Genomic DNA, 22,054 nt, shown 5'->3' on the forward strand with positions numbered 1-22,054 from the left:
CGAAGCAGGCTGGTGTTACACCAAGGCCTTGATCTGGCTGTAGTTGATGGTTTTGCCGTTGGACAGGCTCAGCACCAGCTGTCCGTCCTCGGCACCTGCGGCCGTCACCTTGGCAAGGTTCAGTGCGGTGGAGTCCAGCTTGGTGGAGCCATTGACGGCCGTCACGCGGAACTGCAGCCCATCGGTGGAGCCGGTGTACTGGCTGGCGTCCCAGTCGAAGGTGTGGCGGCCCGCCGCCTTGGCACCCAGGTCGATGGTGTCCACCACCTGCCCGCCTGCGGTCGTGACCTCGATCTTCACGTTGGTGGCGGCCGAGCCCAGCTCGAAGCCGCCCTTGCCGGTCTTGTCCGCCACCGCCAGGCTGGAGCCCTCGGTCAGCACATTGCGGCCCACCAGGGCTGTGCCCTGCATGACCTGCAGCGAGTTGAACTGCGAAGCCATGCTCTGCATGGTCTGGTTCAGTTGCTGGATGCCGGTCACCGTGTTGATCTGCGCGATCTGCGAAGTCATCTGGGCGTTGTCCAGGGGGTTCATCGGGTCCTGGTTGTTCAGCTGCGCAACCAGCAGTTTCAAAAAGCGGTCTTGCGCGGCAGCCGGGTCGGTGGACGCGTTGGCCTTGGTGCTGGACGAGTCCGTCACCGTGGGGGCGTTGGTTGCACTGAGAATCATGGTAGTGTCCTTCTTGGAGCAGGCTCTTGCCTTACTGGCCCATCTGCAGGGTTTTGAGGAGCAGCGACTTGGCCGTGTTCATGACCTCGACGTTGTTCTGGTACGAGCGCGAGGCAGAGATCATGTTGACCATCTCCTCAACCGCGTTGACGTTGGAGTGCGTCACATACCCCTGCTCGTCGGCCGACGGGTGGCTGGGGTCGTGCACGCGGCGGCCCGGCACATTGCTTTCGCTGACACCGCTGACCTTGACGCCCGCAGAGCTGTCGGCCCCCATGGGCGCTGTCTGGAACACCACCTGGCGTGCCTTGTAGGCCTGACCATCGGGGCCTGCCACGGCGTCCACATTGGCCAGGTTGCTAGCCACCACGTTGAGCCGCTGCGACTGCGCACTGATGGCGCTGCCCGATACGTTGAAAATCGAAAACATGGACATGGGGTGGCTCGCTTTCTGCGCTGCGGGGCTGGCTGGTTATTGGCCCTGGATGGCGCTGAGCATGGTCTTGGCGTTGCCGTTGATGAACCGCAGCGTGGCTTCATAGCGCACGGCGTTGTCCACGAAGTTGGCACGCTCGCGGTCCAAGTCCACCGAGTTGTTGTCCAGGCTCGGTTGTGTTTGCACCGCATAGCCCAGGGCGCCTTGCCGGTCGATGCTGGTGCTGGAATTCACGGTGGGCAGCGGAATATGGTGCGGATCGGTCGTGCCCGCAGTTCCGTACGAACCTCCGGTTGCCAGCCGCGTGACCGCTGCGCCGGCAGTGCCTGTGGCGGAAGAAGTCATGCCCGTGGCCTCGCGCAGCGCGTCGCCAAACTTGAAGTCGCGTGCCACATAGCCAGGGGTGTCGGCGTTGGCAATGTTGCTGGCGATGGCGCGCTGACGTTCCCCGCGCAGCACCAGGGCGTTGCCGTGAAAATTCAGCTGGTTGGTCATCTTGTCAAGCATGTGTGCCTCACACCGTCGGTTGCAAAGTCGCCATCCCCGGGGGGCTTTTGGCGTGGCTCGATTATGGAAACCGCGCCCTTTTTCTAAAGCGCGAAGAAGTGGCAAATGGATGCGCAGTTCCGGGTTTTGCGTCCGGGTCATCTGCCTATAGTTCCAGGGGTGAAATGGCCCCTGCCTTCCGTAGCACCCCGTGCGCGGGCAGCCTGGCCAGCCGATGCCCAGGAGGCCCCTATGACCGCCCACTTCCTTTTCTCTGCCCCCAACACCGACGCCGCGCTGTGCGGCGTAACCCGGCAGTCGCTGGCTGTGCGTGCCGGCGCCTTGGTGCGTACGTTCTGCCTGATGGGTGTATTGGCTGTGGCTGCGCTGGGCCCCCATGGTGTTGCGCACGCCCAGTCGGCGGCAGACCCCGTGGCGGACCTGGGGCCGCTTACCCAGCGCTGGCTGGACGATGCGTTGGCCCGCAACCCGTCCTCCGCGCTGCCACTGCGTATGGAAGTGAGTGTTGGCTCACTGGACTCGCGCCTTCGGCTGGCGCCCTGTGCGCGCGTTGAACCCTATCTGCCCGTAGGTGCCCGCCTGTGGGGTCGGACCCGTCTGGGGCTGCGCTGCGTGGAGGGAGCCACCGCATGGAACGTGTTTTTGCCCGTCACCATCAAGGCGTTTGGCCCGGCCTGGGTGTTGATCAACAATGTGGCGCCCGGTGCCGTGTTGACGGCCAATGACGCCACAGAGGCCGAAGTGGACTGGGCGGCCGATTCCTCTCCCGTCATGGCCAATCCCGACCTGTGGGTAGGGCAGACCGCGGCCCGCCAACTGGTGGCGGGGCAGGCGGTGCGCCAGGCCATGGTGCGTGCCCCCTTGCTGTTCAAGGCCGGTGCCCAGGTGAAAGTGGTGGCCCAGGGGCCAGGCTATGCGGTCAGCTCTGCGGGCCAGGCGTTGACCGCAGGCTCTGCCGGGCAGACTGTGCGCGTGCGCATGGAGAATGGTCGAATCGTAAGTGGAACTGTGAATGATTCTGGGACAGTGGATGTCACTCTGTGATGACGCCCCGGTAATAAATGGCTAAAGTCCGGGCCAAATGGGTCGAAAACATTGCTACTGATGCCCCACATCCAACGGGGTGGTGGAGAGAGCGATGAAGATAGGTCAAACACCGGAACTGCCGGGCGGGTTGCCGCCGACGGGGCTTGCCAAGCAAGCCAAGGCCCCAGCCAGCGCTGCTGAAGGAGCCACGAAGGACGCACTGATGGCGTCATCCGCCGGTGTGCCTGTCACTGTGTCCACCGCGGCCCGGGCGCTCAGCCCTGCCACCCGCAGCACGGCAGATTTTGACGCGGGTAAGGTCAAGGCAGTGCGCGCTGCCATCGAAAAGGGCGAATTCTCGGTCGACGCCGAAGCCATTGCCGACAAGCTGTTGTCCAACGCCCAGGAGATCCTGTCCCGCTCGCGGGGTTGACCGGCGTTTTGCTACCGGGCGCAATCCATCGCACAATGCGCCATGTCTCTGGAAGAATCTCTCTCGGCTGTTGAGCAGCTGATCGAACAAATCTCTGCCGCACTGCTCGCGGCCGACCCCACCTCCCTGGAAAAAAACAGCACGGCCTTGCGCGATGCAGCGGCCGATTTTTCGCGTGCGCTGGAGCAGGCGGCCGCGCGGGGGTTGCCCTTGCCGGCGTCGCTGCAAAAGCGCGCGGATGCGATCCGCAGCATGCTGATCCTGCACCGTGAAAGCCTGGCCCGGCTTGCTGCCAGCACGGACCGCCAAGCCGCCGGCCTGTTGCCCCCCAATGCGGCGGCTACCTATGGCGATGGCCTGGGGGCGCGCGGAGCCGCGCCGGGTGTGGCACGCATCTACCGCTCTGCAGGCTGAGCGGCATCCATTGTTCTGAAGGGGTTGTGGGCCCGGTCGCGAAAAGCGGCGGCCTGTAACCCTCTGGCCCTGTGCAACGACTTGCGCAACGACCTGTGCGGCGCCTGGTGTTCGCCGGTGGGGGGGCTCAGTGCGCGCGCATCTTGGCCCGCAGCCGGGCAATGGACTGGCTGTGCAGCTGGCACACGCGCGACTCGGTAACGCCCAGCACGGCGGCAATTTCCTTGAGGTTCATGTCATGTTCGTAGTACATGCCCATGATGTGCTGCTCGCGCTCCGGCAGGGTCTTGATGGCGTTGACCAGTGACGTCTTGAGCCGTTGATCACGCAGCAGCTCCACCGGGTCAGCCGCACTGTCGGCAACGTGGCGGTCCAGAAACCCATCCTCGTCATCGTTGCCATGCGTCATGTCTTCGAGGTACACCAGCTGGGTGCCCCGGACCTTGCCCAGCAGATTCTGGTAGTCCGCCAGGCTCATGCCCATTTCGCTGGCTATTTCGGACTCCAGCGGGCTGCGTCCCAGCTTTTGCTCCAGCCGGTGCACAGCGTGTTCAATGTCTTTCTGGCTCTTGCGCGAGCTGCGGCTCATCCAGTCGCCCTCGCGCAGCTCGTCGAGCATGGCGCCCCGGATGCGCTGGGTGGCAAAGGTTTCAAACTGCACGCCCTGTGCCACTTCGTAGCGCGACAGGGCTTCGGCCAGCCCCATCATGCCGACCTGGATCAAGTCATCCAGCTCGACATTGGGAGGCAGCTTGGCGATCATGTGGTGCGCAATCCTCCGGACCAGCGGTACGTGCTGGCGGATCATGGCATCGCGATCAAGCTGGCCTTTGGCGGTGTACATAGAGAGGGTGTTATGCACTGGTAGGGCGGGTATGCGATCTTGTTCTGGAGCCGCTTGGGGGGGCCATCACCCGATCTTTTTCCGCCGCCCGGGGCCAGCAACTTGCCAGACCGTGGGGAGCGTTTCGGGTCAACGTGCGTACGTAGAGGTGCATCACAGGCTCTGGTCAGTGGCTCCGGACAAAATGCGCAGGCATGCCTGTCAAGTTGCTGGGTGTCAGCGCAGCCAGCGCTCCGTTCATAGTGCCCGCATTTTCCAGCAGTTGCAAGGCCAGGCGCTGAAGCTCCTGGGGGTTCTGCGTGGCAATGGTGGTGGTTCGTATCGGGCCGCCCAGATGGCGCTCGGCACATGCCTGCAAGGTCATCAGCTGGGACTGGGCCTTGCGGCGTTCGGCGGCGGTGTTGCCGTGCAGCAAAGCGGCCACCATGCAGGGCAAGCCAGTGTGTAGCGCAATCTGCTTGAGGCTCTTGTAGCTGGTCATCACGCCCGCTGCGCCACTGCCCATGACCACCAGCGGCACCGTGGCCGTGTGGGTGAGCAGGGGCCCCAGGGTGGAGGCTGGTGCGTGAATCACCATGAGGCCGTAAGTCCTGAAGCAGGGCAGCAAGCTTTCCATGGGCGAGCGTGTGCTGTCGCTGGCCTTGCGGCTCAGGTGCTGCAGCCCCTTGGCCGCTGGAATCACGGCGAGCGAGGATGCGGTGGCGCCCAGGTTCAGGCTGGCGCCGTCATTCCACGTGGCATGTTGCAGCAGGTGCAGCAGCCCGGGGCTGTCGTCGGACTCCTGCGCCGTGCCGTCGAGCACCACCACCGGATAGCCCAGCCGCTGCAGGCTGGCGCAGATCTGCCATAGCGTTTCCAGGCCGCTCGCCGTGTTGCCCTGGCTGGCGACTGCCAGCAGCCGCAGCTCTGCCTGCGGGGTGAGGCTGTGCAGGCTGGCCGCCTGGTGAAAACCCAGATCAAGCATCGACCAGCCCCCCCTCCGTCACGGTGTCAGGAGAGTGCGAGAAGAAGAAGTTCAGGTCCGTGGCCTTGGGGTCGAAAGCCGACTTCGCAGGCGACCGCATGGAGGCGCTGATGAGCTGGTGGGCGTTGGCACGCTCCCAGTCCTCGGGCACGCGCTGGCCGTTGGTCACGCCGCGCAGCACCATCTGGTGGCGGATCAGTGCGTCGATGGCGGGGCCCAGCTTCACGGCCTCGTCCACCTTGGACAGGATGGCCTGTTGCGAGCCGTCGGTTTTGAAGGCGGTCAGCACGTCATCCAGCGTGTCGCCATGGCAGCCGGCGTTGAGCACGAGCAGGCGGTTCACATGGGGCAGGTCCAGCACATCCAGCATGTCGCGCTTGCGGGGGTCCCTGGGGGCCACGCCGGTGGTGTCGATCAACACCATTTTCTTGCCGCTGAGCAGGCCCAGCAGGTCTTGCAGCGCGGCACGGTCGTGCGCCAAGTGGGCCACGATGCCCAGCATGCGCCCGTAAGTGCGCAGTTGTTCGTGCGCGCCCACACGGTAGGTGTCCAGTGTGATCAGCCCCACACTGCCGGGGCCGTGGATGCGGGCGCACATGGCAGCCAGCTTGGCGGTGGTGGTGGTCTTGCCCACACCCGTAGAGCCCACCATGGCGAAGATGCCGCCCTGTTCATAAAGGGGGGGATCGGTCTGGTCGGTCTTAAGGTTGCGTTCCAGCACCTCCATCAGCCAGCGCACCGATTCGCCCGCCGACAGGTCTTCGGGCATGCGTTCGAGCACGGCGCGGGCCAGCGATGGGGAGTATCCAGCACGGATCATCTTCAGCATCAGGTTGGACTGGATCGGGTTCTGGCGCGCCTGCCCCAGCCAGGCCAGCGTGTTGAAGCGGTCTTCGATCAGCTCTTTCATCGCGTGCAGCTCGTTCATCACGCTCTGCTGGTTGTTCGACTGGATCAGGTGGGCGCTGGGAGCTTCCTGTCGACGGCGCGGTGGCTCGGGCGGCATGTCCATCGGGATGGTGCGCAGCGGGTTGTGGCGTGCCACCGAGGGCGCGGGCATGCGTTCACGTTCCGGTTCCTGGTCGCGGCTGCGTTCAGACAGTGTCTGGGGTTCCGAGGGACCATTCAGTGCCTCGTGGCGACGGCGCAGCATGCGTTCGCGCACATAGTCCTGGAACGACAGCGTGCTCATGGCCAGCTGTTCGGTGTCTTCCTCGACCGGGTTGCGGCCCAGGCCCGACGCTGCTGCCGATTGGCTGGCGCGCTGTGGGGTGCTGCGCGCAGTGCTGGGCGCCAGCAGGGGCGGATTGGACGAAGCGGTGGGCGCACCACCGTCCAGAGCCGACAGCGTGTCCTCGGCCGTGGCCACCACTTCCACGCCGTTGGCCGTGGGGCGGTTGGACAGAATCAGCGTGCCGTCGCCAAAGGCCATGCGCGCCTTGGCCAGAGCCTCCCGGGAGGTGGGGGCGGTAAAGCGTTTGATGTTCATGCTGATGCACCTTTAAGGATCGGCCCAATACGGATGGTGTGGGTCTCTGGAATTTCACTGTGTGCCAGCACCTGCAGGCGGGGCGCTACGCGGCGCACCAGGCGGGAGATGGCATTGCGGATCTGGTCGGGAACCAGCAGGCAGGCGGGCAGGCCCATCTCTTCCTGCTTGAGGGCCACTTCGGCGGCCTTTTGTGTGAGGATGTCGGCCACGCCGGGGTCGAGTGCGGGGCCTGCCGTGTTGCCCAGGGCTTGCACCAGCAGGCGCTCCAGGCCGGGCTCGATGGCAATGACGTTGAGCTCGCGGGTGGGGCCGTAGATCTGCTGGACGATGGCGGGCGAGAGCGCAATGCGCACGCGGCGGGCCAGCTCGACGGGGTCCGAGACGCCACCAGCATGCTCGGCCAGCGTTTCGATGATGGTGCGGATATCGCGGATGTGCACAGACTCTTCCAGCAGCAGCTGGAGGACTTTCTGGAACGTTGCGATGGAGACCATTTTCGGAACCACTTCTTCGATGAGCTTGGGGGCCAGCTTGGCCACGTGTTCCACCAGTTGCTGCGTTTCCGTGCGACTGAGGAGCTTGGCGGCTTGCACTTGCATCAAGTGTGACAAATGGGTGGCCATCACGGTTTCGGAATCAACGACGGTAAAACCGGCCATTTGTGCGGCTTCCTTTTGCCGATCGTCGATCCAGTGTGCTGGCAGGCCAAAGGCAGGGTCGGTGGTGGCCGTGCCGATCAGCGGCGTGGTGATGCCGCCGGGGTTGATGGCCAGGAACATGCCAGGGAAGGCTTCGCCCTCGCCCACCACCACGCCGCGCAGCGTGATGCGGTAGCCGCTGGGCTTGAGTTCGAGGTTGTCACGTACGTGCACGGCAGGGGGCAGGAAGCCGACTTCCTGTGCAAACTTGCGGCGCACGCCCTTGATGCGGGTGAGCAGGTCGCCCTGGCGGCTCTTGTCCACCAGGCTGATGAGGCGGTATCCCAGTTCCAGGCCCAGCAGGTCCACGGGCTGCAAGTCGTCCCAGGTGGCTTCGCCATCGGTGGCGGGCGGCGGTGGGGCTTCGACCACCGGGGGAACCTTCTGGCGCTCATACATCACCCAGGCGCCGTAGCCCAGCAGGCTGCCCATGGTCAGGAACACCACATGCGGCATGCCGGGGATCAAACCCAGCAGGATCAGGATGCCTGCCGTCACGCCCAGCACGCGGGGCGACATGAACAGCTGCTGAACGATCTGGCGGCCCATGTCGTGGTCCTTGCCCACGCGCGAGATCACCATGGCGGCCGCCACCGAAATCAGCAGGCCGGGAATCTGTGCCACCAGCGCATCGCCGATGGCCAGCAGGATGTAGCTGTCTGCGGCCTGCTTGGCCGACAGGTCGTGTTGCAACACACCAATGGCGAAGCCGCCAATGATGTTGATGAGCAGGATCAGGATGCCCGCCACGGCGTCGCCGCGCACGAACTTGGACGCGCCGTCCATGGAGCCGAAGAAGTTGGCTTCTTCCGCCACTTCGGCACGGCGACGCTTGGCTTCTTTTTCGTCGATCAGGCCGGCATTCAGGTCGGCATCCACCGCCATCTGCTTGCCGGGCATGGCGTCCAGGGTGAAGCGCGCCGACACTTCGGCAATGCGCTCGGCGCCCTTGGTGATCACCACGAAGTTGATCACCACGAGGATCGCAAAAACGATCAGGCCGACGGCGAAGTTGCCGCCGATCAGGAAGTGGCCGAAGGCCTCGATCACAGCACCCGCTGCGCCAGGGCCCTGGTGGCCTTCGAGCAGCACCACGCGCGTAGAGGCCACGTTCAGCGACAGGCGCATCAGTGTGGTCAGCAGCAGCACCGAAGGGAATGCCGCGAAGTCCAGCGGACGCAGCATGTACGCCGCCACCATCATCACCATCAGCGCGACGGCGATGTTGAGCGTGAAAAATGCATCCAGCAGCCACGGGGGGATGGGCAGCACCATCAGCGCCAGAATCGCCACCACCAGCAGTGGTGCCGACAGGCCCTGCAGGGCGCTGGCATTGGTGCCAGCCCATTGCTGCAAAGACTTTACGGAGGTGTTCATACGGCAGCACCTTGCACCGTGGTGCGGTTCAGCGGATCGAGTTCAGGCGGCACGAAAGGCTCCACCAGGCTGTCGGGCATGCGGCCTTCGCCACGCAGGGCCGCCTTGAGGCGGTACACATAGGCCAGCACCTGGGCAACGGCGGTGTAGAGCGTCGCGGGGATGGCCTGGTCCAGCTCGGCATGGGCATACAGCGCACGGGCCAGCATGGGCGACTGCAGCACGGGCACGTTGTGCTCCTTGGCCACGTCGCGGATCTTCATGGCGATGAGGTCGGTGCCGCGCGAGATGACCTGAGGCGCACTCATGGTCTTCTCGTCGTATTTGAGGGCCACGGCGTAGTGGGTGGGGTTCATCACCACAAAGTCGGCCTTGGGGACGGCGCCTACGCTGGCCCGGTCGGCGATCTCGCGCTGCTTCTGGCGGATGCGGCCCTTGGTGTGGGGGTTGCCGTCAGACTCCTTGTGCTCCTGCTTGACTTCCTCGTGCGACATCTTCAGTCGTTCCTTGAAGAAGAACGCCTGCAAAGGCACATCCACCAAAGCTGCCAGAAACACGACCAGCAGCAACAGGCTCATGCCCGAAGTCAGCCAGTCTGCAATCTGGCGAATGGCCAGCGGCGAGGGCTGCAGCACCAGCATGGCGACCGTTTCGAGGCTGTTGCCCAGGAACTTCCAGGCCACGTAGGTCAGGATGGCGGTCATCAGCACCATCTTGGCCACGTTGGCCATCTGCTGCTTGGAAAACAGGTTGGCCAGTCCGGAGATCGGGTTGAGTCGGTTGAACTGCGGTGTGATGGGCTTGGCACTGAGAATCCAGCCGCCCGCCCCGATGGCGCTAATCAGCCCCGCGGCGCTGGTGAGGGTGGCAAACACCGTGCTGGCCACCAAGCCCACGATGACCATGTCCTGCAGCCGCGAGAGCATGGTGCCTGGCGCCATCACCGTGGCCGCATTGAACGCCAGCTGCTGGCTCATGGCCCACTGCATGCGGTCCATCAGCTGTGGGGCTAGCAGCAGCATGCATGCGGCGCCCGCACCCAGGATGGCCAGGTGCGACAAGTCGCGCGAGCGTGCCCCTTGGCCGTCTTCGCGCGCTTTTTGCAGCTTGCGTTCTGACGCGGGGAGGCTTTTTTCTTGGCTGGATTCCATGGTGGCATGACGGCTGGTGTCATGCCATTGTCGTGAGCGACCTGGAAATCTAAAGGCTGATAAGGGGGCTGCAGCCCCCTCTTTTCGGTGGTGCCTGGGGTGTGTCTAGCGGCGGCTCTGTGTCTGACCCACGCTGTGGATTGCTGTCATTCTTTTCAAAAATGATAGCAATCAGGCCATATTGCACTAGCGCTGTAGGGCTGCCGGACTGGAAGCGGAGCGTCAGAAGCCCAGACTGGCCAGCAGGTCGTCCACCTGGGACTGGTCGGTGACCACGTCGGGGGTGTTCTCCGGGTCCACCACCGGGCCCTGAAGATGCGCTGCGCGGACGGGCTCGGCGGGCACCTGGGCGCTGGGCGGAGCCGTCTGGATGAGCAGTTGCACCAGCTGCTCTTCAATGGTGGCTGCCAGGTTAACCACGCGCGCAATCACCTGGCCGGTGAGGTCGTGAAAATCCTGCGCCATCATGATTTCGGTGAGGTGCGTGTCGGCTTCCTTGGTCACGCGCTCCACGTCGGTCAGAAAGTTGAAGATCTCGCCTTTGGCCACAGCCGCCACCGGGTCCGCCACCAGCGAGTTTACGACCCGGCGCGTTTCCGCCGCAATGTAGTCGTGCTGGGCCTTGGCCTGTTCGACGCGGTTGAGCACCTTCTCGGCCGCTTCTCCCGTCAGGCGGGCGATATAGGAAAGTCGGCTCTGCGCGTCGGGCAGCTCGCCCATGGAGCCGCGCAGCTTGTCGGCATAACCCAGCTCGTTGAGTGAATCGTGAAGCTGACGTGTCAGCAGGCCAATCTTGTGATGAACATCGGCAGGCTGGCTGTTGTCCGGTGTGTCGTCCATGGTGTCATAACCCCATCTTCTTCAGAATCAAGGTCACTTTCTCTTCCAGAGTTGCCTTGGTGAAGGGTTTGACGATGTAACCCGCAGCGCCTCCCTGGGCGGCGGCAACGATGTCTTCCTTGCGGGCTTCGGCGGTCACCATCAGGACGGGTAGGTGTTTGAGCTTGTCGTCCTTCTTGATCTCGGCCAGCAGCTGGAAGCCGTTCATGTTGGGCATGTTGATGTCGGTCACCACAAAGTCGAACTTGCTGTTGCGCAGCTTGTTGAGTGCGGCGACACCATCCTCGGCCTCGTCGGCGTCTGCAAACCCGCTCTCCTTGAGCAGGTTGCGAACGATGCGTCGCATGGTGGAGAAGTCGTCAACGATCAAAAAACGAAGGGCTGTGGTCACTTGGGACCCTTTCAGTCGAGATTTACTGTAAGCATTGTCATGGGTGGCAGGTTTGGTGACAAGTCGTAACTGTTACCTGCTTGGGGGGGGATTTTCCCGCTTTTCCGTCAACAGTTCTGTGGACGTGATTTCAGGAATCCCTTTGCCCATGAGCCGTTCTTCGGCCTCCCGGGTCAACACCGTGATGGTGATGCGCCGGTTGGAGGGGGAGCGTGGGTTCTTGGGGTCCAGCAGATCACTGGCGGCCAAGCCCACCACGCGGCCCAGTTTAGCGTCTGGCATGCCCGCAGAGACCAGTTCCCGTCGCGAGGCGTTGGCGCGATCTGCCGATAGCTCCCAGTTGCTGTACCCCTTTTCGCTGTTGCCATAAGGTACGGCGTCGGTGTGGCCTGCAAGGCTAATGCGGTTTTCAACGCCACCGAGGGCTGCGCCAATTTCGCGCAGGATGTCGCGCATGTAGGGTTTTACCAACGCGCTACCGCTGTCGAACATGGGGCGGTTCTGGTCGTCGATGATCTGGATCTGCAGCCCGTCGGGTGTGATGTCGATGCGGATCTGCGACTTGTACTCATTCAGGCGCGGGTTCTCGGTGATCAGCGCATCGATCTTGGCCTCCAGGGCCTTGATGCGCTCCTGGTCCTGCTTGGCCCGTTCTGCCCGCGCGGCATCGATGCTCATGCGGCGCTGCTTGGCTTCTTCCACATCGGAGCGGCGCACCTGGCCATGCACCTTGGCCAGATCGTTGCCGCCACCGGGGATGACGCTGGAGCTGTTGCCTGCACCGTCGCCTCCGGTCATCGCCACTTTGAGCGGCGAAGCGAAATATGCCGCAATACCCTGCAGCTCACCTTTGGCCGTGGAGCCCAAAAGCCACATCAGCAAGAAGAACGCCATCATCGCCGTCACGAAGTCGGCATAAGCGATCTTCCAGGCGCCACCATGCACCGCGTGGCCGCCTTTCTTGACGCGCTTGATGATGATGGGCTGGAGCTTTTTTTCTGCCATGGTGGTGGGGCGTTACGGCGCGGCTACCGCATTCGCGGCGGCTACTTCTTGCCCTTCACGTGTCCTTCCAGCTCCGAGAAGCTGGGGCGTACGTTGGAGAACAGCACCTTGCGGCCAAACTCAATGGCGGTGGCCGGGTTGTAGCCCTGCATGCTGGCGAGCAGGGTGGACTTGATGCACTGCAGTTCCTTGGCGGCGTCCTCGGTCTTTTGCTCGACGAGTCCACCCAGGGGCTCGACCACGCCGTAGGCCAGCAAGATGCCCAGGAACGTGCCCACCAGCGCCGAGCCGATCATGCCGCCCAGCACGGAGGGCGGCTGGCCCACCGAGCCCATGGTGTTCACCACCCCCAGCACGGCGGCCACGATCCCGAAGGCGGGCAGGGCGCCTGCAAGGCGCGCCAAGGCAGCCACCGGGGCGTGTGCTTCCTGGTGGTGGGTGTCGATCTCGCTGTCCATGAGCGCTTCGATCTCATGGGAATTCAGGTTGCCCGACACCATCATGCGCAGGTAGTCGGTGGTGAACTCGATCACGTGGTGGTCGCTGCCCACCGTGGGGTATTTCTTGAAGATCTCGGACTCGTGGGGTGTTTCCACATCCTTCTCAATGGCCATCAACCCCTCTTTGCGGGCCTTTTGCAGGATGTCATAGAGCATCGCCATCAGCTCCATGTAGCGCTCTTTGGTGTATTTGGAACCCTTGAGCGCCATCGGCAGTGCGGCCAAGGTGGCCTTGATCACCTTGGGCTGGTTATTCACCACAAACGCCCCCAGTGCGCCGCCCAAAATGGTGATGATCTCAAACGGCAGTGCCTTGAGAATCACGCTGATATTGCCCCCGTGCACGATGTACACACCGAAGATGCAGCCGAGGCAGACGACGTAACCGATGATGACAAACATGCTTTAGACGTTTAGGGCGGCGGCAGGGGCACGACTGCGCTGGGGAGGGCTGCAGTCCACGGATTGACCGAAGGTTACTGCAAATGTATCGGATTGCAGAACGCGAAATGCCCCAAGAGAGCGGTCAACAGGCTGCTTCTCGGGCGAATGGCCGCTGGCCGCTGGCACCGATGGGACGTTGGTGGTCTTGCGCGCGGGGATGCGAGTGTTCCGATGGCCTTCGCGTGCCCAGCAAGGGGTCTGGGCGGCCTCCCGGGGGGCTGTGCATACCCAGGTTTTTGTCAAAGCGTGGCGATGCGCCGATATTTATTGCCTGTGATGCTATCAATTTGATATTGATCGGAGTGAGCCCTCGCGCAGCGTGTCCGCCATCCGTGCGCCCACATCGCATGCAAACGCCTCATTTGGACGGTGTTTCTGCTGTGACTGAACCTTTTTGGCCGTGAGGGCCTGCACTATGCTGCGGGCATGAAAGCTGTACTGCTGGCAGGCGGGCTTGGTACCCGCATTTCGGAGGAGTCGCACCTGCGGCCCAAGCCCATGATCGAGATCGGTGGGCGGCCCATCCTCTGGCACATCATGAAGATGTACTCTGCCCACGGCGTCAATGACTTCATCATCTGCCTGGGCTACCGCGGCTACGTCATCAAGGAGTACTTCGCCAACTACTTCCTGCACATGTCCGACGTGACGTTTGACATGGCCAACAACCGCATGGAAGTGCATCACCGCCATGCCGAGCCTTGGCGGGTGACGCTGGTGGACACCGGCGAAAGCACCATGACCGGCGGGCGCTTGCGCCGGGCGCAGGAATACTTGCCTGCAGGCGAGCCCTTCTGCTTTACCTATGGCGATGGCGTGGCCGACCTCGACATGACGGCCCAGTTTGCCTTCCACCGCGCCCATGGCCGCCAGGCCACGGTGACGGCCGTGCAGCCCCCGGGCCGTTATGGCGCCCTGGTGCGTGATGGCGACACCGTGGCGGGGTTCGAGGAAAAACCGCGGGGCGACGGTGGCTGGATCAATGGCGGCTTTTTTGTGCTGCAGCCCGAGGTGATCGACCTCATCGACGGCGACGCCACCAGCTGGGAGCTGGAGCCCATGGCCCGCCTGGCCACCAGCGGCCAGCTGCGCGCCTTTGAGCACACCGGCTTCTGGCAGCCCATGGACACGCTGCGCGAGAAGAATCTGCTCGAAGACCTGTGGCAATCGGGCCGCGCCCCCTGGAAGTGCTGGTAAACCACGATGCGCCCTGATCCCGACTTCTGGCGCGGCAAGCGCGTGTTGCTCACCGGCCACACCGGCTTTAAGGGCGCGTGGCTGGCCCTGTGGCTGCAACGCCTGGGCGCGCAGGTGACCGGCGTGGCGTTGCCCCCTGCTAGCGAGCCTAACCTGTTCAGCCTGGCCCAGTTGGGGCAGGGCGGCCCGGGCATGGAGAGACATTTTTGCGACATCCGCAACGCCCCGGCGCTGGCCCTGCGCGTGCACGCCGCCCGGCCCGATGTGGTGCTGCACCTGGCCGCGCAGGCGCTGGTGCGGCCCGGCTATGCAGCGCCACTCGACACCTTTGCCACCAACGTCATGGGCACGGCGCATGTGCTGGACGCGCTGCGTGGGCTGGAGGGCGTGCGCGTGGCTGTGGTGGTCACCACCGACAAGGTCTACCGCAACCGCGAATGGGCCTACCCCTACCGCGAGGACGACCCCCTGGGCGGGCACGACCCCTATAGCGCCAGCAAGGCCGCCACCGAGCTGGTCACCGCCAGCTACCGCGATTCCTTCCTGGCCGCACAGGGCATCGCCGTGGCCACCGCCCGCGCGGGCAACGTGATTGGCGGCGGCGACTGGGCGCAAGACCGCCTGCTGCCCGACGCCGTGCGCGCCTGGGAGAAGGGTGCCACCTTGCACATCCGCCGCCCCCAGGCCACGCGCCCCTGGCAGCATGTGCTGGAGCCGCTGGCCGCCTACCTGCGCCTGGCCCAATGCTTGTGGGAATCGCCCGCACTGGCTGGTTCCTACAACTTTGGCCCGCTGCCGCACGAGGCCGCTACGGTCAAAAATGTCATCGAATTAGCCTCCAGCGCATATCCTTCCGGCGCAACAAGCTATGAAAATGAGAGTGATGGCCCCCACGAAGCCGGCTGGCTTGCACTGGAGACTGCCCACGCCCGCCAGGTGCTGGGCGTCGCCCCGCATTGGGCGCTGAACACCGCCGTGGCCCGCACCATGAACTGGTACCGACAGCACCATGGCGGCGCCGATGCGCGCGCGCTGTGCCTGGCCGACATCGACGCGTGGGAGGCCCGCCCATGAGCCGCCTGGCCCTGGCGCAGCTGCCCCTGGCGGGGTTGTTCCGTGTGCAACGCCAGCCGTTGGTGGACGAGCGCGGCTTTTTTGCGCGCCTGTTCTGCGCCGATGAACTGGCGGGCGCGGGCTGGGCGGGCCCGATCGCCCAAGTCAACCAGAGCTATACAGCCCTCCAAGGCACCGTGCGTGGCATGCACTACCAAAAACCGCCGCACGCCGAAATGAAACTTGTGACCTGCCTGCGTGGCGAGGTCTGGGACGTGGCTGTGGACTTGCGCCAGGGCTCGCCGACCTTTCTGCACTGGCATGCCGAGCATTTATCCGCAGACAACGGCAACGCGCTGCTCATCCCGCCCGGTTTTGCCCACGGCTTCCAGGCGCTGACCGACCATGCCGAGCTGCTGTATTGCCACTCTGCAGCCTTTGCACCCGCCGCCGAGGCGGGGCTGCACCCGCTCGACCCGCGCCTGGCCATTGCCTGGCCGCTGCCGGTGGGGCAAATGTCGCCCCGCGACGCAGGCCAGCCCGGGATGACCGAAGAATTCGAAGGAGTGCGCCTGTGAAGTGCCGACACTGCGGCAGCCCGCTGCAACTCACGTTCCTGGACTTGGGCTGCGCGCCCCCGTCCAACGCCTACCTGCGCGAGGCCGCCCTGCGCGCGCCCGAGACCTGGTTCCCCCTGCGCCTCTTGGTGTGTGAGACCTGCTGGCTGGTACAGACAGAAGACCACGCCGGGCGCGAGGCGCTGTTCACCGACGACTACGCGTACTTCAGCTCGTTCTCATCGTCTTGGCTGGCCCACGCCAATGCGTACGTGGAGGCAATGCGCGAACGCCTGGCGCTCACCGCCGCCAGCCGGGTGGTCGAGGTCGCATCGAACGACGGCTACCTGCTGCAATACGTGCAGGCGGCGGGCATGCCCTGCTACGGTGTGGAGCCCACGGCCAGCACGGCGGCAGCAGCCCGCGCCAAAGGCATCGAGGTGGTCGAGCGCTTCTTCGGCGTGGCGCTGGCCGAAGAGCTGGCCGCCGCCGACCGCCAGGCCGACCTGATCGCCGCCAACAACGTGCTGGCCCATGTGCCCGACATCAACGACTTTGTGGGCGGCTTCACGCGGCTGCTCAAGCCCCACGGCGTGGCCACCTTCGAGTTTCCGCACCTGCTGCGCATGGTGGAGGGTTGTCAGTTCGATACGGCGTACCACGAGCACTATTCGTACCTGTCGCTCACGGCGGTTCAGCGCATCTTTGTGGCCAACGGCCTGGTGGTGATCGATGTGCAGGAACTGCCCACCCACGGCGGCAGCCTGCGCGTGTTTGCCGCCCGTGCCGACACCGTGGGCCACCCCCAGGCCACGCCCGAAGGCGCCGCCCGCGTGCAGCAACTGCTGGCCACCGAGGCTGCAGCCGGCATGCTGGGGGCAGGTTTCTATTGCGATTTTCAGACCCAGGCCATACGGGTCAAGCGCGAGCTGCTGACATTTTTACTTCAATGCCAGGCCGAAGGCATCACCGTGGGTGCCTATGGCGCTGCGGCCAAGGGCAACACCTTGCTCAACTTTGCGGGCGTGCGGCCCGACCTGCTGCCCTACGTGGTGGACAAGAACCCCGCCAAGCAAGGCCAATTCCTGCCGGGCAGCCACATCCCCGTGGTGAGCGAGGCGCACCTGCTCGCCCACAAGCCTCAACGTATCTTCATCCTGCCGTGGAATCTGCGGAGCGAAATCAGCTTGCAGCTGAGCGAAATACGTGAATGGGGAGGCCAGTTTGTCACGGCCATTCCTCGCCTAGAAGTCTGGTAGCCGAATACCTAGCGCTACGCCCATTTGAACCGTACACAACCGAAGGAGACCACCATGATCCCAATGTTCAAGCCCTTGATCGAACAAGAAGAAATCGATGCCAGCCGAGAGTCGCTGGAGCTGGGATGGCTCGGTATGGGCAGCTATGTGTCGGGGTTCGAGAAAAAGGTGAAAGAGATCCTGCAGGCCCCGGACCGCCATGTGGCAGCGGTGAGCACCGGCACGGCAGGCTTGCACATCGCGCTGCTGCTCGCGGGCGTGGGACCGGGGGACGAGGTGATCGTGTCGGCATTCAACTGCTCGGCCGACTACCAGGCCATCACCTGGGTGGGGGCGGACATCGTGTTCTGCGACTGCAACGACGACACGCTCGAGCTGGACCTTGTCAAGGCCGAGTCCTTGGTGGGCCCACGCACCAAGGCCATCATCGTGATGGACTACGACTGCATCATCAGCAACCATGAAGACATTGCCGCGTTCGCAGAGCGCCACAAGCTGCGCGTAATCCATGACGCGGCGCATTCATTTGGTTCCAGCTACAAAGGGCGGATGGTCGGCAGCTTTTCCGACATCTGCGTTTTCAGCCATGACCCGGTGAAAACAGTGACCTGTCTCGATGGCGGCACGATTGTTGTGCGTACGGAAGAGGAGTTGCGTCGTGTGCACGAGCTGCGGCTGCTGGGCATGCAGCAGCCTGCGGAGGTGATGTACCAGAACAAGCGTGCCTGGACTTTTGATGTCGAGCGGGTGGGATTTCGCTACCACATGCTCAACATGCACGCCGCGATCGGATTGGCGCAGCTGGGCAAGCTCGATGTGATCAAGTCGAGCCGGCAGGCAGCATCGCGCCGCTACAACGAAAAGCTGCAAGGCATTGCGCAGGTGCGCACTCCCCGTACCGATTTTGCCGAAGTCAACCCGTTTCTGTACTACATACGGGTGCCGGCAGAGCACCGCGATGCACTGCGAGACTTCCTCAAGGAGAACGGTGTGGACACCGGCATCCACTGGCAGCCGGGGCATTGGTTCTCGCTCTGGAAGGACTGCAGGGCAGGGGACCTGTCGGTGACCGACAGCGTGGGCAAGGGCATTCTCTCGCTGCCGCTGCACTCGCGCATGCCCCTGGAAAGCGTGGACACCGTGGCTGCGCAGGTGCGCCGCTACTTTGCCCAACTCTGAAGAGGCCGCCATGAGTGCATCCACCCCTGGGCAGCAGCTTTTTGCTGCCATCAAACAGACGGCCCGTGCTGGCGAGCCTGGCCTGTTGTTGCCGGTGGGGCAGCCGCTGGCAGCGGTCGTTCGACCCATAGCCACCGTGCCTGGACACACCGATGCTGTTGATGTGCGGCTTTTGACGGAGTGGCGAAACCGCCATGTCAAATCTTTCCTGACCGAGTTTGTATCCACCCCTGAGCGCACCGCCGCCTGGCTGGCTGGAGCGGTTCACGAGAACTCCGGCAAGATGTTGTTCATGGTGGAAACCTTGGACGGCGAGCGTGTGGGGCACGTGGGCCTGGGCTTCATTGATTGGCAGCGTGGTTATGGCGAGGCCGATGCCATTGTCAGTGGAGGTTCATCCCCTCCGGGGTTGATGAAGGCCTCGTTGCTGGCGCTGATGCACTGGGCGCGCGATGCTCTCGGGCTGCAGACGCTGGCCGTGCGGGTGCGATCGGACAATCCGGCGGTCGACTTTTACCGCAAGGTGGGTTTTCAGGAGTACCAGCGAGTGCCCATCGTGGCCAGCACAGTCCCTGGCGGGGTGGACTGGAAGGAGGACCCTCATGCAGTAGGGGCCCCTGCCAGCTTGGTGTACATGCAACTGCACTTACCCCGGGCCTGAACAGGCCCTGAGGTCGTTGAAGGAGGCTGGGCATGGAAATTTTGCGAATGGACCGTGATCGGTTGCTGCGCTACGTGGTGCAGCAACTGCACTACACACTGCCAGACGATTTCGATCCCCGCATGGACATTGATGCGTGCCTGGACGAAGCACTTGCTCGCCTGCACGGGTGTATCAATGCCGTCCGGCCCTGGCGGCAGGACTGCTTTGATCCGCTGCATTCCACGCAGTACTGCAGTTTTCTGTACTTTCTGGCCAATACCATCTGGCGCCACACGGCCAGTACGGAAACTCCCACACGCCTGTTCTTGCTGAACAAGGCCTTGAACGGTATCGACCTCTTTTACGAAATTGAGATGCCGCCGGTTTTCTTCATCGGACATTCCGTCGGGATCGTCTTCGCCAAGGCAAGCTACGGCAACTATCTGGTGATCTACCAGAATTCCACCGTCGGCAAGAACCATGGGGTTGCACCCGTGCTTGGAGAGGGCGTCATCATGTACGCGGGCACCGCCATCATTGGGGACTGTCAGGTGGGCGACGGCACGGTGTTGTCTCAAGGGGTCAGCCTGGTCAACACCCACTCACCCGGGCAGTGCACCATTTACCGTGGCGACGCCGGCAGGGTGGTTTTCAAGCCCACCCGGCGCAATGCGCTGCTCGACATTTTCCGGATCTGACACGCAGCATCAGGAGCCCGGGATGTCCATCCCCATGGCTTGCGTCGCATATTGAAGGTAAGTCACCGCGAATTCGGTGTGCCCGTGTGCATGCTCCACTTCGGCAAGGCACGCCAGAGCGACGGGATCGTGTGGTACGGCGTTGAGCACTTTTTCGGCCAGCTCGGTCACGGCAATCCAGTGGCGATCCGTGATCAAGGGGGCTGATTCGCCGATTCGCCGGGGCGGAGAGGAGGTCCGTGCTTTTTCAACCAGGTTCTGCAGGCTTTGGTGGGCTGCGTGCAAGCTGACCCGCTGGCCGGGTTTCAAGCCGACGCCCAGGACTGGGGGTTGCTCCCACTCTTGCGGGAACTGCGGTAACCAGCTCTGCATGGCCTGCTCCTGCGCCTGAGGATCGTCGGGATGCTCCATTTGAGCCAACCATTTCAGCCACATCACCCGCAGGCCTTCGCCAAAGTGCCGGCAGTAGAGGTCTTCGCGCATGAGCGCAGAGTTTTCCACTTCGCTACGCAGGTTGAGCCGAAGCGCATTGAGCGCCTGGGTATCTGCTGCCAGGCCCGCAGCAATGCGCACATAGTCGTCCGGGCTCTCTGCCAGCCACTCCTTTCGCCCCAGGTAGCTGAGCATGCCGACGCCCATGCGGCTCTTGAAACTTTCGCCCATCATGGAGACGATGGGGACCGCCATCCACAACACATCGAAGGTGGTCGTGCCGCCGGTGAGTGGAAATGGGTCCAGCGCAATATCGATGCGGTGGTAGGTCAGGTATTGGTTGTCTTGGTTGAGCGGCACCAGCTCCAGCCGCGAAGGCGGGAGCCCCAGTCCCTCGCAGCGATCGCGGTAGGCCTGCGCGAACTCGGGGCGATCGAAATTCTTGCCCTCGATCAGCAAGCGTGAATGAGGCACGGCTTCCAGGACACGCCCCCACAGTGCCAGCACTTCATCCGTCAGCTTGCCCAGGTTGTTGCAGGAGCCGAAGGTGATGAACCCGTTATCTATCGCGGGCGAGGGGCGCACCTGATAGCGGGGCTGGTAACGCCACAGGGGATTGCGGCTCATGGGCCGGTAACAGGCGAACAGCGTAGGCAACCGGTACAACTGTTCCGTGTACTGGTCATCGACGCCTGGCGGGTCGGTGATTTCGTCCGTGAACTTGTAGTCCACGGCGGTGAGCCCGGTGGTGGCCGGGAACCCCAGCCACGACACCTGCACTGGTGCAGCCTTGTGCGCCAGGATGAGCAGGCCGTTGTTGCCCGTGTGGCCCGCCAAGTCGACCAGGATGTCTATGCCTTGGGCGCGGATGGCATCGGCCTGATGCTCGGGGCTGAAGCCAGCCAGGCGCACGAAGTGGTCAACATGGCATTCCACCCGTTCTGTAACATGGTCGCCTTTTGGGAAGAGGTAGAACGCATACACCTCGAATTGCCGCCGGTCCAGCTGGGCCAGCAGCCCCTCCACCGAGTACATGACGGCGTGCATGCGGAAGTCTGGTGACAGAAACCCAATCTTCAGGCGGCGCCAGGGCGAGCCGCGATGGGCCAAAAAGCTGGGCCAGTTGGGGCGCAGTGGGGGCTCAAAGACGCTGCCAAACTGGCGGGCGGCTGCAGACAGCTGCGCAGCGTTCACCTGCGGGTTCGCCAGCATGAAAAGCAGCCTGTTGGTGTAGTTTCCAGGGTCGCCGGGGCTGAGCGCGATGGCTTTCTCGCAATCCTGTACAGCCTCGCGCACCTGGCCCAGCTCGCGGCGGTGAATGGCGCTTTGCATCAGGGCACCGACTGTCAGCGGCATGGAGTCAGCCAGCGCGAGGGCTTTCTGGCTCGCATCAAATCCCTTGCTGTGCAAATTGATCAGATAGCAACACTCGGCGAGTTTGATCCATGCAACGGCTTGCTGGGGGCGCAGCTCGCAGACCTTTTCGAGATGCGGAAGTGCGTCGTAGTTGCGTGCTTGCTCAATCAGGATGTTGGCGTAGTTGATGAGCAGCTCGGCATCGCCTGGCCAGTACGCATAGGCTTGCTTGTAGGCCTTGAGGGCTGCGTCGAACTCGCGCTGCTTGTGGAGCGAGAAGCCCAGCAGGCGGTTGGCGCCCAGGTGGCGGCCATTCTTGCGCAGAATTTGGCGGCACAACCGAGTCAGCGTGGGCCAGTCTGCGGCTGCGAGGGCCGCATGGAGGCGGGGATCGTCCTGGGCGGTGTTTTTGGATTGCACGTGGCTGCCGATCTACAAGCTAAGAAGCGGGGGGCGCCGCACAGTGTGCCATGTGAAAAGGGGCCCATC

At 63.6% G+C, this 22,054-nt stretch carries 23 protein-coding genes; 10 read left to right on the forward strand and 13 right to left on the reverse strand.

Annotated elements, in window-relative coordinates:
• Positions 1-15 precede the first annotated feature (15 nt).
• From ASD75_RS21845 to ASD75_RS21855, 3 genes are read right to left on the reverse strand one after another with little or no spacing between them, the layout of a single operon-like run.
• Positions 16-669: a flagellar hook assembly protein FlgD gene (locus ASD75_RS21845; protein ID WP_056065659.1), complete on the reverse strand. Its 654-nt coding sequence runs from the start codon at positions 667-669 to the stop codon at positions 16-18.
• 31 nt (positions 670-700) lie between these two features.
• On the reverse strand, positions 701-1,105 hold the full coding sequence (gene flgC / locus ASD75_RS21850) for a flagellar basal body rod protein FlgC (protein ID WP_056065662.1): 405 nt from the start codon (positions 1,103-1,105) through the stop codon (positions 701-703).
• 36 nt (positions 1,106-1,141) lie between these two features.
• Positions 1,142-1,612 carry a flagellar basal body protein gene (locus tag ASD75_RS21855; RefSeq protein WP_056065666.1) on the reverse strand — a complete coding sequence of 157 codons (471 nt, stop codon included), beginning with the start codon at positions 1,610-1,612 and terminating at the stop codon, positions 1,142-1,144.
• A 342-nt stretch (positions 1,613-1,954) separates the two neighbouring features.
• On the opposite strand from ASD75_RS21855, the gene flgA reads away from it, so the two are divergent.
• From flgA to ASD75_RS21870, 3 genes are all read left to right on the forward strand, one after another.
• Positions 1,955-2,656, forward strand: coding sequence for a flagellar basal body P-ring formation chaperone FlgA (flgA, locus tag ASD75_RS21860; protein WP_056748107.1), 702 nt, complete (start codon positions 1,955-1,957; stop codon positions 2,654-2,656).
• A gap of 94 nt (positions 2,657-2,750) precedes the next feature.
• On the forward strand, positions 2,751-3,071 hold the full coding sequence (gene flgM, locus ASD75_RS21865; RefSeq protein WP_056065669.1) for a flagellar biosynthesis anti-sigma factor FlgM: 321 nt from the start codon (positions 2,751-2,753) through the stop codon (positions 3,069-3,071).
• A 42-nt stretch (positions 3,072-3,113) separates the two neighbouring features.
• Complete coding sequence (locus tag ASD75_RS21870) at positions 3,114-3,485, forward strand: hypothetical protein (protein ID WP_056748012.1); 372 nt, start codon at positions 3,114-3,116, stop codon at positions 3,483-3,485.
• Positions 3,486-3,612: 127 nt separating this feature from the next.
• Here the strand turns inward: ASD75_RS21870 and ASD75_RS21875 are convergent, their stop codons facing one another.
• The 9 genes from ASD75_RS21875 to motA all read right to left on the reverse strand — a co-directional run bounded on the left by ASD75_RS21875 (position 3,613) and on the right by motA (position 13,149).
• Positions 3,613-4,329: an RNA polymerase sigma factor FliA gene (locus ASD75_RS21875; RefSeq protein WP_056065675.1), complete on the reverse strand. Its 717-nt coding sequence runs from the start codon at positions 4,327-4,329 to the stop codon at positions 3,613-3,615.
• Between the two features lie 166 nt (positions 4,330-4,495).
• Positions 4,496-5,293, reverse strand: a complete 798-nt coding sequence (locus tag ASD75_RS21880; RefSeq protein ID WP_056748013.1) for a hypothetical protein — start codon at positions 5,291-5,293, stop codon at positions 4,496-4,498.
• A complete protein-coding gene (flhF, locus tag ASD75_RS21885; RefSeq protein WP_056748015.1) occupies positions 5,286-6,782 on the reverse strand; it encodes a flagellar biosynthesis protein FlhF in 1,497 nt (498 codons plus the stop codon). The genes ASD75_RS21880 and flhF overlap by 8 nt, the downstream gene beginning before the upstream one ends.
• Positions 6,779-8,860: a flagellar biosynthesis protein FlhA gene (gene flhA / locus ASD75_RS21890; RefSeq protein ID WP_056065684.1), complete on the reverse strand. Its 2,082-nt coding sequence runs from the start codon at positions 8,858-8,860 to the stop codon at positions 6,779-6,781. Before flhA ends, flhF begins: the two co-directional genes overlap by 4 nt.
• Positions 8,857-10,011, reverse strand: a complete 1,155-nt coding sequence (locus tag ASD75_RS21895) for a flagellar biosynthesis protein FlhB (RefSeq protein WP_056065689.1) — start codon at positions 10,009-10,011, stop codon at positions 8,857-8,859. The genes flhA and ASD75_RS21895 overlap by 4 nt, the downstream gene beginning before the upstream one ends.
• 222 nt (positions 10,012-10,233) lie before the next feature.
• The gene (locus ASD75_RS21900) at positions 10,234-10,851 is read right to left on the reverse strand and encodes a protein phosphatase CheZ (RefSeq protein WP_056748017.1); all 618 of its coding nucleotides are present in this window, start codon (positions 10,849-10,851) and stop codon (positions 10,234-10,236) included.
• Positions 10,852-10,855: 4 nt separating this feature from the next.
• Positions 10,856-11,242 carry a chemotaxis response regulator CheY gene (cheY, locus tag ASD75_RS21905; protein WP_010466076.1) on the reverse strand — a complete coding sequence of 129 codons (387 nt, stop codon included), beginning with the start codon at positions 11,240-11,242 and terminating at the stop codon, positions 10,856-10,858.
• Between the two features lie 72 nt (positions 11,243-11,314).
• Positions 11,315-12,247, reverse strand: a complete 933-nt coding sequence (motB, locus tag ASD75_RS21910) for a flagellar motor protein MotB (RefSeq protein ID WP_056065694.1) — start codon at positions 12,245-12,247, stop codon at positions 11,315-11,317.
• Positions 12,248-12,288: 41 nt separating this feature from the next.
• Complete coding sequence (gene motA, locus ASD75_RS21915) at positions 12,289-13,149, reverse strand: flagellar motor stator protein MotA (RefSeq protein ID WP_056748020.1); 861 nt, start codon at positions 13,147-13,149, stop codon at positions 12,289-12,291.
• Between the two features lie 468 nt (positions 13,150-13,617).
• Here motA and rfbF point away from each other — a divergent pair, with 468 nt between their 5' ends.
• Genes rfbF through ASD75_RS21950 form a run of 7 tightly spaced genes read left to right on the forward strand, consistent with a single transcriptional unit; the run spans position 13,618 to position 19,777 of the window.
• On the forward strand, positions 13,618-14,388 hold the full coding sequence (rfbF, locus tag ASD75_RS21920) for a glucose-1-phosphate cytidylyltransferase (protein ID WP_056748022.1): 771 nt from the start codon (positions 13,618-13,620) through the stop codon (positions 14,386-14,388).
• 6 nt (positions 14,389-14,394) lie between these two features.
• Positions 14,395-15,462, forward strand: coding sequence for a CDP-glucose 4,6-dehydratase (gene rfbG / locus ASD75_RS21925; protein ID WP_056748024.1), 1,068 nt, complete (start codon positions 14,395-14,397; stop codon positions 15,460-15,462).
• Positions 15,459-16,019, forward strand: a complete 561-nt coding sequence (locus ASD75_RS21930) for a dTDP-4-dehydrorhamnose 3,5-epimerase family protein (RefSeq protein ID WP_056748026.1) — start codon at positions 15,459-15,461, stop codon at positions 16,017-16,019. Before rfbG ends, ASD75_RS21930 begins: the two co-directional genes overlap by 4 nt.
• A complete protein-coding gene (locus ASD75_RS21935) occupies positions 16,016-17,257 on the forward strand; it encodes a class I SAM-dependent methyltransferase (protein ID WP_056748029.1) in 1,242 nt (413 codons plus the stop codon). Before ASD75_RS21930 ends, ASD75_RS21935 begins: the two co-directional genes overlap by 4 nt.
• Before the next feature lie 54 nt (positions 17,258-17,311).
• Positions 17,312-18,436, forward strand: coding sequence for a DegT/DnrJ/EryC1/StrS aminotransferase family protein (locus tag ASD75_RS21940; RefSeq protein ID WP_056748031.1), 1,125 nt, complete (start codon positions 17,312-17,314; stop codon positions 18,434-18,436).
• A gap of 10 nt (positions 18,437-18,446) precedes the next feature.
• The gene (locus tag ASD75_RS21945) at positions 18,447-19,097 is read left to right on the forward strand and encodes a GNAT family N-acetyltransferase (protein WP_056748110.1); all 651 of its coding nucleotides are present in this window, start codon (positions 18,447-18,449) and stop codon (positions 19,095-19,097) included.
• 32 nt (positions 19,098-19,129) lie between these two features.
• On the forward strand, positions 19,130-19,777 hold the full coding sequence (locus ASD75_RS21950; RefSeq protein WP_056748033.1) for a hypothetical protein: 648 nt from the start codon (positions 19,130-19,132) through the stop codon (positions 19,775-19,777).
• Between the two features lie 9 nt (positions 19,778-19,786).
• Here the strand turns inward: ASD75_RS21950 and ASD75_RS21955 are convergent, their stop codons facing one another.
• A complete protein-coding gene (locus ASD75_RS21955; RefSeq protein ID WP_056748035.1) occupies positions 19,787-21,985 on the reverse strand; it encodes a tetratricopeptide repeat protein in 2,199 nt (732 codons plus the stop codon).
• Positions 21,986-22,054 lie beyond the last annotated feature (69 nt).

Origin of the sequence: Acidovorax sp. Root568 (assembly GCF_001427445.1) — a bacterium.
Taxonomy (GTDB): Bacteria; Pseudomonadota; Gammaproteobacteria; order Burkholderiales; family Burkholderiaceae_C; genus Acidovorax; species Acidovorax delafieldii.

Excerpts from the sequence above, each read along its gene's own strand:
- ASD75_RS21930 (WP_056748026.1), top strand. The coding sequence starts at position 15,459 with ATGAGCCGCCTGGCCCTGGCGCAGCTGCCCCTGGCGGGGTTGTTCCGT.
- flgM (WP_056065669.1), top strand. The coding sequence starts at position 2,751 with ATGAAGATAGGTCAAACACCGGAACTGCCGGGCGGGTTGCCGCCGACG.
- ASD75_RS21845 (WP_056065659.1), bottom strand. The coding sequence starts at position 669 with ATGATTCTCAGTGCAACCAACGCCCCCACGGTGACGGACTCGTCCAGC.
- ASD75_RS21855 (WP_056065666.1), bottom strand. The coding sequence starts at position 1,612 with ATGCTTGACAAGATGACCAACCAGCTGAATTTTCACGGCAACGCCCTG.
- ASD75_RS21870 (WP_056748012.1), top strand. The coding sequence starts at position 3,114 with ATGTCTCTGGAAGAATCTCTCTCGGCTGTTGAGCAGCTGATCGAACAA.
- ASD75_RS21945 (WP_056748110.1), top strand. The coding sequence starts at position 18,447 with ATGAGTGCATCCACCCCTGGGCAGCAGCTTTTTGCTGCCATCAAACAG.
- flgA (WP_056748107.1), top strand. The coding sequence starts at position 1,955 with ATGGGTGTATTGGCTGTGGCTGCGCTGGGCCCCCATGGTGTTGCGCAC.
- ASD75_RS21895 (WP_056065689.1), bottom strand. The coding sequence starts at position 10,011 with ATGGAATCCAGCCAAGAAAAAAGCCTCCCCGCGTCAGAACGCAAGCTG.
- flhA (WP_056065684.1), bottom strand. The coding sequence starts at position 8,860 with ATGAACACCTCCGTAAAGTCTTTGCAGCAATGGGCTGGCACCAATGCC.
- ASD75_RS21880 (WP_056748013.1), bottom strand. The coding sequence starts at position 5,293 with ATGCTTGATCTGGGTTTTCACCAGGCGGCCAGCCTGCACAGCCTCACC.
- rfbG (WP_056748024.1), top strand. The coding sequence starts at position 14,395 with ATGCGCCCTGATCCCGACTTCTGGCGCGGCAAGCGCGTGTTGCTCACC.
- ASD75_RS21940 (WP_056748031.1), top strand. The coding sequence starts at position 17,312 with ATGATCCCAATGTTCAAGCCCTTGATCGAACAAGAAGAAATCGATGCC.
- rfbF (WP_056748022.1), top strand. The coding sequence starts at position 13,618 with ATGAAAGCTGTACTGCTGGCAGGCGGGCTTGGTACCCGCATTTCGGAG.
- motA (WP_056748020.1), bottom strand. The coding sequence starts at position 13,149 with ATGTTTGTCATCATCGGTTACGTCGTCTGCCTCGGCTGCATCTTCGGT.
- flhF (WP_056748015.1), bottom strand. The coding sequence starts at position 6,782 with ATGAACATCAAACGCTTTACCGCCCCCACCTCCCGGGAGGCTCTGGCC.
- flgC (WP_056065662.1), bottom strand. The coding sequence starts at position 1,105 with ATGTCCATGTTTTCGATTTTCAACGTATCGGGCAGCGCCATCAGTGCG.
- ASD75_RS21900 (WP_056748017.1), bottom strand. The coding sequence starts at position 10,851 with ATGGACGACACACCGGACAACAGCCAGCCTGCCGATGTTCATCACAAG.
- motB (WP_056065694.1), bottom strand. The coding sequence starts at position 12,247 with ATGGCAGAAAAAAAGCTCCAGCCCATCATCATCAAGCGCGTCAAGAAA.
- ASD75_RS21875 (WP_056065675.1), bottom strand. The coding sequence starts at position 4,329 with ATGTACACCGCCAAAGGCCAGCTTGATCGCGATGCCATGATCCGCCAG.
- ASD75_RS21950 (WP_056748033.1), top strand. The coding sequence starts at position 19,130 with ATGGAAATTTTGCGAATGGACCGTGATCGGTTGCTGCGCTACGTGGTG.